Origin of the sequence: Halanaerobium salsuginis, assembly GCF_900114545.1 — a bacterium.
GTDB lineage: Bacteria > Bacillota > Halanaerobiia > Halanaerobiales > Halanaerobiaceae > Halanaerobium > Halanaerobium salsuginis.
The window spans coordinates 18,768-31,678 of record NZ_FOTI01000015.1; the positions used below are offsets into that span (position 1 = coordinate 18,768).

The following is a 12,911-nucleotide window of genomic DNA, read 5'->3' on the forward strand; positions in this document are numbered from 1 at the left end:
TATCGCAAATTTAGCTTAAGTTGTCAAAGAAAAAAGCCGGAGAAATATTCTCCGACTAACCAGCTAATTCAGTTGAAAATTGTTCATTATAAAGTGAAGCATATTCTCCTTGCTGTTCCATCAGTTCGCGATGAGTTCCTCTCTCCACAATACCATTTTCGGTTAAAACAATTATTTGATCAGCATTAATTACTGTAGAAAGACGATGAGCAATTACTAGAGTTGTTCTTCCTCTAGCAAGTTTATCAAGTGATTGCTGAATTATTTTTTCACTTTTATTATCAAGCGAAGAAGTTGCCTCATCAAGTATTAAAATTGGAGGGTTCTTCAAAAAAGATCTAGCAATTGAAATACGCTGTTTCTGGCCTCCAGACAACTTAACCCCATGTTCTCCGACATCAGTCTCATAACCATGCTGCAAATTCAAAATAAACTCATGTGCATTAGCCTTTCGGGCTGCCTCAATGACATCTGCTTTACTTGCTTCTGCATTACCATAAGCTATGTTTTCTTCTACTGTACCATTAAATAAAAACACATCCTGCTGTACAGTCGCAATATTTCTCCGCAAAGACTCTAAAGATACTGTTTTAATGTCAATATTGTCAATTAAGATTCTGCCTTGACTAATTTCATAAAATCTAGGTAATAACTTAGTTAAAGTAGATTTCCCCACTCCAGAGGGCCCAACAAACGCAACTGTTTTACCTGGTTTAATTTCAAGATTTATATTTCGAAAAACTTTTTCATCATTATCATAACCAAAACTTACATTCTCATAATTAATCAGACCTTTAACATCAGTTAAATCTACCGCTTCTGGTAAATCAGTAATTTCAGGATCAACTTCCAGTAATTCTTTAAAACGGCTAAAACCAGACATTCCTCTCTGCAGCTGTTCATTAAAATTAACCAACCTTTTAATTGGATTCATGAACATTTCAACATAAAAAAGAAATGCTACCATCTGTCCTACTGTTAAAGATCCTGTATAGATAAAATAACCTCCAGCAGCTAAAGTACTTAACTTAATTAAGTTAATAAAAAGATTCATTCCGGAATGAAATTGAGCCATATTTTTCATGGCAGATTCTCGAGAACGCCTGTAATTATGATTACCCTGACAAAATTTTTCATTCTCATATTCTTCATTAGTAAATGATTTAACTACTCTAATTCCGCTTAAACTATCTTCAATAATTGTATTAACTTCTGCCATTCTTTCTCTGATAACTTTAAAAGCATGATACATTTTTTCGCCCAGATGAAGTGAAAAAATAAACATAACTGGTATTAAAGCAAAAGTAAATAGAGCTAATTTAACATGCATATTTAAAAGAATTAAAAATGATCCTAAGAGCAGCATCAAAGAGATCAAAAGATCTTCTGGGCCATGATGAGCCAGTTCTGAAATATTATTTAAATCATTAATTACCCGGGACATTAAATAACCAACCTTATTATTATCATAAAATTTAAATGATAACTTCTGCAAATGGGTAAATAGTTCTGATCTCATATCTGTTTCCATTCTGATTCCAACTACATGCCCCCAATAATGAACAATATATTGAAAAATAAACCTTACTAAGTAAAGTATTAACAAAATGACTGAAATTCTAATTATCATATTTAAATTGCGCTGTGGAAAATACTGATCAATCAAGCGCTGAATATAAATTGGGAAAATAAGATCCAGGCCTGACATCAAAATTGCGCAACCAATATCAACTGCAAAGAGCTGCCAGTGATTGCGATAATAACTTAAAAACTTTTTCAGCATCTGCTCCCCCCCTTTTTATTTATTAATTAGAAATTCTATCACAGGACAATTATTATTGCAATTAATAAATAAAGGAGAAATTTATTCAAGATAAAGACTTACTAAATCTTTAATTTTTTTATCTTTAAGTTCTTTTTTCATTGCTAATTCGGCTGCATAAAGACAATCATTGATTCCTTTTATTACTTTTTCTACTTTATCACCACTTAAATTAATATCGAAATTTGATTTAAAAAGTGGCTTTTTACGTTCAATAGCAGTAAAAATATCATAAAAAGTCAATTCTGCTAGCTTCATACTCAATGAAAAACCACCTTTTTTGCCTTCTTTTGATTTTAAAATTCCTCCATCAATTAATGATCGTATTATCTTAGAAATAGTAGGCGCTGGTATATTTAAAGCATTAGATATCTTTTTTTTGGATAAATAATTAATTTCCCCCAACTCAGTTTTAATGTAAATATATATAATTATCATAATGGCCTGAGAAAATGCTAGTGAATATCCCAAAATTAAACCTCCTCCAAAATATTGGCTAATAATTTAAAATTTAAACTAAAAACAAATTTAAAACTAATTTATTATTTTAAACATTCAGTAAAGCTACTAATTTCTTTATAAGAATAGTAGGCAAAAAGCATTTCACTATCCCGATATTTTTGCCATGGTTTCCTGGTATTCATACCTGGATTTGTAATCAACCCAACCTGAAGTTTAGCTGGAAGTGATAAGTTAGTTGGTCTAAACTCTTGTTTATTAAACTGATCGACTTGATATTTTATTCCATTTCCCATAACTTCTATCCCTTTAGTTGGTTTTTCTTCTTGCCATTTATTATCTGCAAAGTAGTAAAAGCGTATCTCATCTGATATTCTTGCCATTCTTAATCTGACAAATCCTGTTTCTAATGCTGGAATCAAATATAAAGTTGATAATGACCGATAACCAATAAAATACATAGGATCAAACCTAAACCCATTTGAAGGCCGTGTAACTTTCATTTCTCTTCCATAAAATGAGTTCTGATATCCAATATTATACATAATCCAGTTTTCTTTTCCTGGACTTGATAATGGATTTCTAATTAATAATCCAGCTGAAGAAAATTGTGCTCTTTGCTTATTATTATTTGCTTTCTGCTTAACCTTAACAGATGTTTCAATCATGAAGTCATCTGTTAATTCTTGATATAAAAAAGAACCTTTACTATCTGAAAACCAGCCTATTCCCTTACCATCAGGAATTACTTTAAGCTTTTCATTTTCTACAATATATGGTTTATGCTTACTTTTATCATTATCGACTAATTTAGCCAGGATTTCTTTAGCAGAAAATTTCCGCATAAATACTTCCCTCCCCTTTTAATAAATATATAGTTCATTATCTAAATATAATTAATATATAAACTATATATTAATTATATTTAGTTTATATATTAATGTCAATAGTTTTTATTTTAAAATATGCCTATTAATTTTCACATTAAAAAAAGCTGATATATATCAGCTTTTTTTAATATAAAAGATTATTATTTTATAAGAATATTTCTTTAATTAATATTTCATTTTACCTGTTTTCATATAAATAGTTCTTTCACAAATATTAGTTGAATGATCAGCAATTCTTTCTAAAAAACGGCTGATAAACATTAAAGACACTCCCTGTTCAATTTTATCACAATCAGTTTTCATAATTGTCAGCAGTTCAGCTACAATTTGCTCATCAAACACATCAACATCTTCATCACTTTTAGCAACTTTTTTAGCCTTCTTTAAATCCATATCAACAAAAGCTTCCAAACTCTCTCTGAGCCTATTAACTACTAGATCAGTCATTTTAGGTAAACTATTCATCTCTTTAATTAGTTTTTCTTGATCTATTTTTTTTACCTTATATGCAATATTAGAAGCATTATCACCAATTCTTTCTAAATCAGTAGCCAATTTAGAAATCACAATTATCTTTCTCAAATCAATTGCTACTGGCTGCTGTAAAGCAATTAATTTAGTACATTTCTCTTCTAGACTTAATTCATAATCGTCAATAATATCATCGTCTGCTATAACTTGATTTGCTAAAGCAATATCTTTATCAACCAGGGCCTTAATACTATTGCGAATACTTTCACCAACAATACTGCCCATCTTTAACATTTCATTTTCTAATTCATTTATTTCAAGATGAAAATTTTTGCGAGAATCATTCATTTTTAGTCCTCCTTAATTTTGATGATTTTAGCCAAAACGTCCAGTTATATAATCTTCAGTTCTTTGATCAGTTGGATTCTCAAATATTTTATCTGTTTTATCAAATTCAACCAGATCTCCCATTAAAAAGAATCCTGTATTATCAGAAACACGAGCTGCCTGCTGCATGCTATGAGTTACTATGACAATTGTATAATCTTTTTTTAATTCTGCAATTAAATCTTCAATTTTAGCGGTTGCAACTGGATCAAGCGCTGAAGCTGGCTCATCCATCAACAAAACTTCTGGCCTTACTGCCAGAGCGCGTGCTATACAAAGCCTTTGCTGTTGCCCACCGGAAAGTCCAAGAGCTGAATCGTCAAGCCTATCTTTTACTTCAGAAAACAAAGCAGCTCCTTGCAGGCTCTTTTCAACTATTTCTGCCAGCTTTCCTTTATCTTTTAAACCATGAATTCTAGGGCCATAAGCAACATTATCAAAAATTGATTTCGGAAAAGGATTGGGTTGCTGAAAAACCATTCCAACTCGTTTACGAAGTGCTACCACATCAACATCCGGATCATAAATATTTTTCTCATCAAACAATATTTCACCTTCAACCCTGGTTCCTTCAATCAAGTCATTCATCCTATTTAAAGTTCTTAAAAAAGTTGATTTTCCACATCCTGAAGGACCAATTAAAGCAGTAACCTTATTTGATTTAAGTGGAATATTTATCTTATTTAAAGCCTGAAAATCATCATAATAGAAATCCAGGTTTTTAACTTCCATTTTGTTATCACTCATTTTTTTTACCCCTTTCAACCTATTTATGATTTTTTTTACTATATCTAATTCTCATAAAAATAGCGATTAAATTAATTAATAATACTAAAACAAGCAGTACTACTGCCGTTCCATAAGCTATGGGAACCTGCTTTTGGGGAAATGTTCCAGTAGCAACTAGAGCATAAATATTATAGGGCAGGGTCATAACTTCTGAAAAAATAGAATCTGGTAAACGCATTGAAAAAAAAGTTGCAGCTGTAAAAATTATTGGGGCTGTTTCTCCTGCCACCCGGCCAACTCCCAGAATGCAGCCAGTTAAAATACCTGGTAAAGCTGCTGGCAAAACAACATTTTTAATTGTCTGCCATTTAGTTGCCCCAAGTGCCAGCGAAGAACTTCTATAATCATCTGGAACAGACATTAGGGCTTCTTCAGAAGCTCTAATAATTGTCGGCAAAATAACTATTGCTAATGTTAGTGAACCTGATAATATTGATACACCAAAGTTTAAATATTTAACAAAAATTGAAAGACCAAATAAACCAAAAACAACTGATGGTACTCCAGCCAGATTATTTACTCCAATCCGAATAATTCGAATTAATTTCCCCTTCTTAGCATACTCTGTCATATAAATTGCAGCAAAAACACCCAGAGGTGTTGCCACAATAATTGAACCCGTTACAAGATAAAAAGAACCAAGAATAGCCGGTAAAATACCTCCTTCAGTCATACCATTTTTAGGCATCTCCAGTAAAAAGCCTGGACTAATTACTCCAATCCCTCTTTTAAAAATAAAGAAAATAATTAAAGCTAAAATTGCTATTGAAGATAGCATTAGCAATCCTAATAAATTAAAAATTATTTTTTCTGTAATTTTTCTTTTTGCTAAATTTTTATCCATTATTCGCCACTCACTTTCTTTTTAAATCTCTGCTGTGCCATATCTGCAAAGATATTAAAGATTAGAGTTATTAAAAACAAAATAATTGCAATACCAAATAAAGCTTGATAATGACTACTGCCAACAGGTGCTTCTCCCATTTCGGCTGCGATTGTAGATGTCATTGGTCGAACTGGTTTTAAAATATTAGCTGGAAACAACGCAGCACCGCCAGCTACCATTAAAACAGTCATTGTTTCACCAATAGCTCTTCCCATGCCAAGAATAATGGCAGTTACAATACCGGAGGACGCTGTCGGTAAAATAACACGCAGCATTGTCTCCAGACGATTTGCTCCTAAAGCTAGTGAGGCATCACGAAAGTTTTTAGGAACAGCTGTAATTGCATCTTCAGCCAGGCTAACTATAGTTGGTAGTGCCATTATACCTAACATAATCATTGCTGTTAAAGCTGTTAAGCCTGTTGGTAGATGGAATATTTTCTGCAAAAATGGCCCCAGAATTTTCATGCCAAATAAGCCATAGATAACTGAAGGAACTCCAGCTAGCATTTCGATAGTCGGTTTAACAATGTTTTTATATTTTTGGGGTAATATATATGAAATATGGATAGCAGAAGCTACTCCAAAAGGAACAGCAATTACCATTGCTCCAATAGTAACAACTATTGAGCCAGCCAGCAGATTAAATATTCCATATCCTGGCGGTTCATAAGTTGGGTACCAGTCACTACTAAAAAGAAATTCATGAATACCAACTTTAGTAAAAATAGGTGCTCCTTCTTTAAACAAAACAATTATAATTCCAGTTAAAAATAAAATTGAAGAGAAAGCAAAAAACAATAAGATATTTTTAATAATTTTTTCTTTAGTTCTCCAATTAAACATTAATTTCACCTCTTAAAATGGATAAAGTTTTTATAAATAAACATTCAGAAAAAGGGAGAGGCCTCTCCCTTTTTCCAGATAATTAGTACTATATATTTAAGTGTTTATTTAAATAGCATTAATTTAATGAAGAGGAACAAAACCCTGTTCTTTAACTATTTTTTGTCCCTCTGCACTTAAAATAAAATTAATAAATTGAGATGTTAAACCTTCAGGCCATCCATTGGTAAACATAAATAATGGTCTAGCTATTGGATATTCTCCACTAGCAACAGTAGCATTACTTGGTAAAACACCGGATACTTTTACTGCTTTTAAGGAATCAGATAAATAACCAAGACCAACATAGCCAATAGCTCCTTCAGTATCAGCAATAACTCCGGCTACTGCTCCATTGGAAGCCTGTAATAAAGCACCTTGAGTTAATCTATTTCCTTCTAAAACTAATTCATTAAAAACTTCAAATGTACCTGAACTTGAATCTCTAGAGATAACAACAATTTCTTGATCAGGTCCACCAAATTCTGACCAGTTTGTCACTTTGCCTGTGTAGATATTCATTAAATCTTCTAATGATAATTCTGTAACTGAATTGGCTGGATTAATTACAACAGCTATCCCATCCATTGCTACACGATGCGGAACAGGATAAATTCCATTACCAACAGCAGCTTCTACTTCTGTTTGTTTAACAAAACGAGAAGCATCTGCAATATCTACTGCACCATCAATTAAAGCTGCAATTCCATTGCCTGAGCCACCACCACGAACTGAAATATCTACACTAGAATTTTTCTCCATATAAACTTCAGCTGCTTTTTGCGCAATCGGTAATACAGTAGAAGACCCCTGAATAGTTAAAGTCTCCTGAGCCAAAACACTAACAGGTGCAACAACTAATACTAAGAGAGCCAGAACAGTAAACAACAAATTGATTTTCTTCATTAATAATTTTCCCCCTTAAAGGATTTTAAGTTTTCTTAGTTAAATTTGCTCTATTAATAATCTAACATTCTAATGTTACAGCAGTATTTCTCTAATGTTAAAAGAATGTTAACAAAGAAAAAAACCGCCTTTAGGCGGCTTTATACTTAAGATCTAGCTACTTTCAAGTAAAAACTGAAAGTACTTCCCTGACCTTCATTACTTTTAACTTTAACTTCACTTCCATGCTGTTTAATTATATTCCTGACAATAGAAAGTCCGATTCCTGTTCCGCCTAGAGACCGAGAACGTGCTTTATCAACTCGATAAAATCTCTCAAAAATTCTATCCTGATCAGTAGCTGGAATTCCAATTCCTGTATCAGTAATTGCAAAATAAACTTTATCACCAGTTTTATTTACAACTATTTCTACTTTACCACGAGCTGGAGTGTATTTTATTGCATTATCAATTAAATTAACTAAAACCTGCTCAATTTGTTCTTTAACCATATAAACAAAAGGTAGCTGGTCAGGCATTTTAACTTCTAAATTGATTTCTTTTTGTTCTGCATTTTTTTCTAAAAGATTAATTACTTTTAAAATCACATCGCTAAAATTTTCTGCTTTCAGATCAATTGACTCCGATTCTATTTTACTTAAATTAAGCAAATCACTTATTAAAATAGAAAGCCTATCTGCTTCTTCTTTAATAATCTTTAAAAATTTATTTCTAGTTTGATTATCTTTAATTTCGCTTTCAAGTAAAGTATCAAGATAACCAATAATTGAAGTTAATGGTGTCCGCAATTCATGGGAAACATTAGCTACAAAATCATTACGAACTGTTTCCAATTTGCGCAGTTCAGTAATATCAGTTAAGACTATTACACCACCATTAATTTTTTTCTTTTTACTTAACAGAGGAATAAAAGTAGCCTGAATAATTTTGTTATCTGGATTCTGATAATTTATTTCTCGACTAATACTCTTTTTTTCATCCAGAGCACGCTGCAAATACATATCAATACGATGACTGAAAAGGGAACTAATTAATTCTCTACCTTTGACCTTCTTTTCGCTAATATTAAATATTTTTTGAGCAGCAGGATTAATTAAAGATACTCTTCTTTCTTTATCAACAGCAATTACTCCATCAACCATGCTTTCCAGGATGGTTTCTATTCTATTTTTTTCCTGAGAAATCTCATTTATTTTATCTTCTAGTTCAGCAGCCATATAATTAAACATTTTTGATAATTTAGCAATATCGCTATTATATTTTCGAGCTGGAATGCGCTGACTTAAATGACCTTGCGAAATTTTTTCGGCTGTATTAGTCATAGTTTCTAGTGGTTTAATTATACTATTAGTTAATTGCCAGCTTAAAAAAATTGTAATTGCTCCCAAAATAACGAAGAAAAATAAATAATTCTTAATATCTTTAATTAAAACACTCTGAATAAAACTTAAGGATCTTGCAATCCTGACAACTCCAACTATCTGGCCATTTCTCAAAATTGGTCGGGCAAGATAAAGCATTTTTTCACCAATTGTATTACTATGCCTGATTGCCATTTTAGAAGCAGAATCTCCTAAAACAGCTGCAACTTCTGGACGATTACGATGATTATCCATTTCAGAAGCCTGATGAGAAGAATCAGCCAGAACGATACCTGCTGCATTAATAATTGTTATTCTACTTTCCGTATCTGCTGCCCAATCAGTGACTTTATCATCCAGATTAATTTGATTTTTTAAATCAAATTTTTCTAAATCATTTAAGATCAGATTACTATAGTTTTTCAATGAAATTTCCTCTTGTTCTAAATAAAAATGACGATGATTTTCACTAAAATAATAAAAGCTAAGTGCAATTATTGCTAACTGAATGATAATAAAAATAATAAACACCTTATTTTTGATACCTAGTTTATGCCATTTTAACAAATTTATATCCCACCCCCCTTACTGTTGCTATATAATCTTCATTAATTTTTTTTCGTAATCTTCGAATATGAACATCAACTGTTCTTGTATCACCGGCATATTCATAACCCCAAATTCTCTCTAATAATAAATCTCTACTTAATACTCGACCCTGATTTATAATTAAATATCTCAACAAATCAAATTCTTTGGGGGTTAAAATTATTTTATTATCTTGATAAATAACTTCATGTCTTGAAATATCAAGTTTCAAATCAGCTAGTTCAATTATTTCTTCGGCAATTTTTTCTTGTTCAACTTGAAGTTCTTTAATTCGTCTAAAGATTGCTTTGATGCGGGCAATTAATTCCCGGGGGCTAAAAGGCTTAGTCATATAATCATCTGCTCCCATTTCAAGGCCCAATATTCTTTCTACTTCTTCTCCTTTGGCAGTTAGCATGATAATTGGAATTTGCCTTAGCTGATCATCTGAACGCATTTTTTTACAAACTTCCATTCCATCTATTTCGGGCAACATTAAATCTAAAACTACTAAGTTAAATTCTGAACTCAGTTTAGTTAAAGCTACTTTACCATCTCCTGCAGTATCTACTGTAAAACCAGCATTTTCTAAATTAAAAGCTATTAATTCACGAATATTTTTATCATCTTCAACAACCAAAATCTTCTCCATTTTAAATCCTCCTGGATTCTTTATTTAGGCCTAGTCTAATTAAATAACTTCAAATTTTAATTTTCTTTAGGTAAATACTTTTCTTTAAATTCTTTTCTGGCTTCAATAGTATATCTTTTAATAAAATCAGTTTTTGCCTCAGTATATCCGTCACGATTATTTTTATACTCTACTTCTAAAGTTTTTTTAATTCTCCATAAGCTTCTGCAATTTTTGAATGAGCAATTAAATAATCTCTAAAATATAATTCATCCCAGTCCTTAAGATAGCGCAGATGTAAGTGAAACACTTTATCTGCAAAGCCATGGGGAGTGTAGCCCTTATTAAAAACTAGATTAATTTCTTGATCTTTTTCATTTCTATGCATCAGAGTCCAGCCGGCATTTTTTAGCTCAGCTTCTACTTTTGTGAGACCAGCTTTTCTGCTTATTTCCAGCAAAATATCAACTGTTGGTTTTGACAGCAGACCAGAAACTGCTGTACTGCCAATATGATTGATCCGCTCAATATATTTTTCCGGTAGAGCAGCCAGCAAATTCTTCTTTTGTTCCCAGTACCACTCTTTATATTCAGTTTTATGTTTTTTTAAGATTATAGGAAAAAGCTGCCATAATTCCTCCAGCGACATTTCAGAAAGCGGTTTAGTCATTGTATATAACCTCCTAACTTATTCTAACTTCACAGCAGTGCTTCAGACCGAAGCAAGTTAGAAAACTTAAACGTACCTACCATTAGAATAATTTGTTAAATTAAGCTACCAACTCAAATTACAAGTACCTAACAGAGAAAAGTGATTATTTAAATTGACACTTTAGTCAAAATAGCCTCAATTAAATTTTATTATGATTAGTTGTTTCGATGTCTGACTGTAGGGAGTTAGAAACAACCACAATAAAATCTCAATAAGAGTCGTTAATGAAGACTATGGTCAATTTAAATAATCCCTTTTCTCCATTATAGCAAAAAGAGACTCCCTTAAAAAGGAGTCTCTGACCAAATAAAGTATTCTATTTGTTAATTTTTTGTAAATTAAACTACTTTTTCTTCAGTTTTTTGTTCATAAATTTCAATAATGCTATGTGCAATATCAGCCATTTGATCACTAGTATGTTCTAAATCATCCAGCAGTTCCAATAAAATAATACCAGAATTAGGATCACAGCTACCTGCTTTTGACCCTTTTATTCTACTGATACTTTCTTCTCTAAATTGAATCTGCATTCTATCTAATTTTTCTTCAGCATCAAGAATTTCAGCAGCAATTTCTAGATCATCAGTTTCAATTAGCTCTCTGGTACTATCTAAAACATCACATACAATTGCAAAAACTTCCTGTATAGTAGCCTGAGCATCTGGAGAAAATTTGAGCTTATTTTCCAGACTGTTTTCAATTAAATCTGCAATATCATTTGCGTCATCTGCAATACTCTCTATATCATCAACAACTGCAAAGTATTTATCAAGAGTTCTAATATCAATATCATTTAGCTGGCCCTGAGGAATTTTTTGAATAAAATGGAGCAGTTCTTCTTCCATTTCATTAACAATTTCTTCGCGTCGTCTGATTTTCTTAATAGCATCTTTATCCTTATTTAAAAATCCTTCAACCGAAGTAATAACCATTTTTTGAGAAATATTAATCATAGCAAGAATTTCTTTTTTAACCTGATCAATTGCCACATAAGGAGTACTCAACATTCTTTCATCAATGAAAGTAGTTCCCCGTTTAATAGTTAAATCTTCCCCTGGAATTATCTTTTTAACTAGATAAACCATAAAAGAAGTAAATGGCAGCCAGATTAAGGTATTTAAGATATTAAAAAAAGTATGAGTATTAGCAATCAATCTTTCTTCAGAAGGATTGACCTGACCAAATAAACCACTAATAGTCAATAATAAATTTTCTAATCCACTGGTAAAATTAGGGATTAAGTAAATAAATAGAATCATCAAAGCTGCACCGAAAACATTAAACAAAAAGTGGGCAGCTGCAGCTCGTTTGGCTGTTAAATTTGCTCCGATAGCAGATAAAACTGCAGTAACAGTAGTACCAATGTTACTACCTAAAAGGATTGGGATGGCAGCTGAATAATGAATAGCACCTGTACTTACAAGACCAAGCAGAATACCAAAAGTAGCACTACTGCTCTGAATAATTGCTGTAACTCCAACTCCAGTTAAAACTCCAAGAACTGGATATTGACTAAAACTTTCCATCCAATTTAAAAAGACAGGCGAGCTTCTTAGTGGATGCATTGCAGTTTCCATAGTTTCCATACCTAAAAATAAAAGTCCAAAGCCCAGCAGAATCTGACCAAAATACTGTACCTTTTTCCTGGTTGAAAAAAGATATGTAAAAGCACCAATAGCAATTGCATGAAAAGCATAATCACCTAGTTTAAAAGCAATTAACTGAGCAGTTACTGTTGTTCCAATATTAGCACCCATAATAACACCAATAGATTGAGCCAGAGACATTAAACCAGCATTAACAAAACCAACAACCATAACTGTAGTAGCACTACTACTTTGAATAATAGCTGTAACAACTGTTCCTACAGCAACACCCATAATAGGTTTTGCTGTCATAACAGCCAGGAAATGACGCAATTTTTTACCGGCAGTTTTTTGTAGGCCTTCACTCATTTGTTTCATTCCATAAATGAAAAGGCCCAGACCTCCCAGTAAACCGATAGCCATATCAATTCCCAAACTTATCTCCCCTTTCGTAATTTTAAAACTATCTCTTATTATATTATAAACTTATATTAACAAATTTAAACCAACTCCCTTCCTTAGTTTAATAATTACATTAA

The 12,911-nt window shown here is 31.9% G+C and carries 11 protein-coding genes and 1 pseudogene; all 12 read right to left on the bottom strand.

The genetic code is table 11. The annotated features are described in order from the left end of the window. Positions 1-55 precede the first annotated feature (55 nt). A complete protein-coding gene (locus tag BMZ74_RS06510) occupies positions 56-1,783 on the bottom strand; it encodes an ABC transporter ATP-binding protein (protein WP_089861231.1) in 1,728 nt (575 codons plus the stop codon). Positions 1,784-1,864: 81 nt separating this feature from the next. Then, entirely contained in the window at positions 1,865-2,293 is a 429-nt protein-coding gene (locus BMZ74_RS06515) for an RrF2 family transcriptional regulator (protein ID WP_089861234.1), read from the bottom strand. Positions 2,294-2,364: 71 nt separating this feature from the next. Next, positions 2,365-3,126, bottom strand: coding sequence for a hypothetical protein (locus tag BMZ74_RS06520; protein WP_089861235.1), 762 nt, complete (start codon positions 3,124-3,126; stop codon positions 2,365-2,367). Between the two features lie 210 nt (positions 3,127-3,336). Then, a complete protein-coding gene (gene phoU, locus BMZ74_RS06525) occupies positions 3,337-3,990 on the bottom strand; it encodes a phosphate signaling complex protein PhoU (RefSeq protein WP_089861237.1) in 654 nt (217 codons plus the stop codon). Between the two features lie 27 nt (positions 3,991-4,017). Continuing rightward, positions 4,018-4,776: a phosphate ABC transporter ATP-binding protein PstB gene (gene pstB / locus BMZ74_RS06530; protein WP_089861239.1), complete on the bottom strand. Its 759-nt coding sequence runs from the start codon at positions 4,774-4,776 to the stop codon at positions 4,018-4,020. A gap of 19 nt (positions 4,777-4,795) precedes the next feature. After that, positions 4,796-5,662: a phosphate ABC transporter permease PstA gene (gene pstA, locus BMZ74_RS06535; protein ID WP_089861241.1), complete on the bottom strand. Its 867-nt coding sequence runs from the start codon at positions 5,660-5,662 to the stop codon at positions 4,796-4,798. Further along, positions 5,662-6,549 (bottom strand): phosphate ABC transporter permease subunit PstC, encoded by an 888-nt coding sequence (gene pstC / locus BMZ74_RS06540; RefSeq protein ID WP_089861244.1) that lies wholly within the window; start codon positions 6,547-6,549, stop codon positions 5,662-5,664. The genes pstA and pstC overlap by 1 nt, the downstream gene beginning before the upstream one ends. Positions 6,550-6,672: 123 nt before the next feature. Further along, positions 6,673-7,494, bottom strand: a complete 822-nt coding sequence (locus BMZ74_RS06545; RefSeq protein ID WP_089861245.1) for a phosphate ABC transporter substrate-binding protein — start codon at positions 7,492-7,494, stop codon at positions 6,673-6,675. A 146-nt stretch (positions 7,495-7,640) separates the two neighbouring features. After that, positions 7,641-9,422 (bottom strand): two-component system histidine kinase PnpS, encoded by a 1,782-nt coding sequence (gene pnpS / locus BMZ74_RS06550; protein ID WP_089861247.1) that lies wholly within the window; start codon positions 9,420-9,422, stop codon positions 7,641-7,643. Then, entirely contained in the window at positions 9,406-10,095 is a 690-nt protein-coding gene (locus BMZ74_RS06555; protein ID WP_089861249.1) for a winged helix-turn-helix domain-containing protein, read from the bottom strand. The genes pnpS and BMZ74_RS06555 overlap by 17 nt, the downstream gene beginning before the upstream one ends. A gap of 56 nt (positions 10,096-10,151) precedes the next feature. Further along, positions 10,152-10,744: pseudogene (locus BMZ74_RS06560) on the bottom strand (GrpB family protein). 380 nt (positions 10,745-11,124) lie between these two features. Continuing rightward, positions 11,125-12,795 carry a Na/Pi cotransporter family protein gene (locus BMZ74_RS06565; protein ID WP_425432339.1) on the bottom strand — a complete coding sequence of 557 codons (1,671 nt, stop codon included), beginning with the start codon at positions 12,793-12,795 and terminating at the stop codon, positions 11,125-11,127. Between the last annotated feature and the right edge of the window lie 116 nt (positions 12,796-12,911).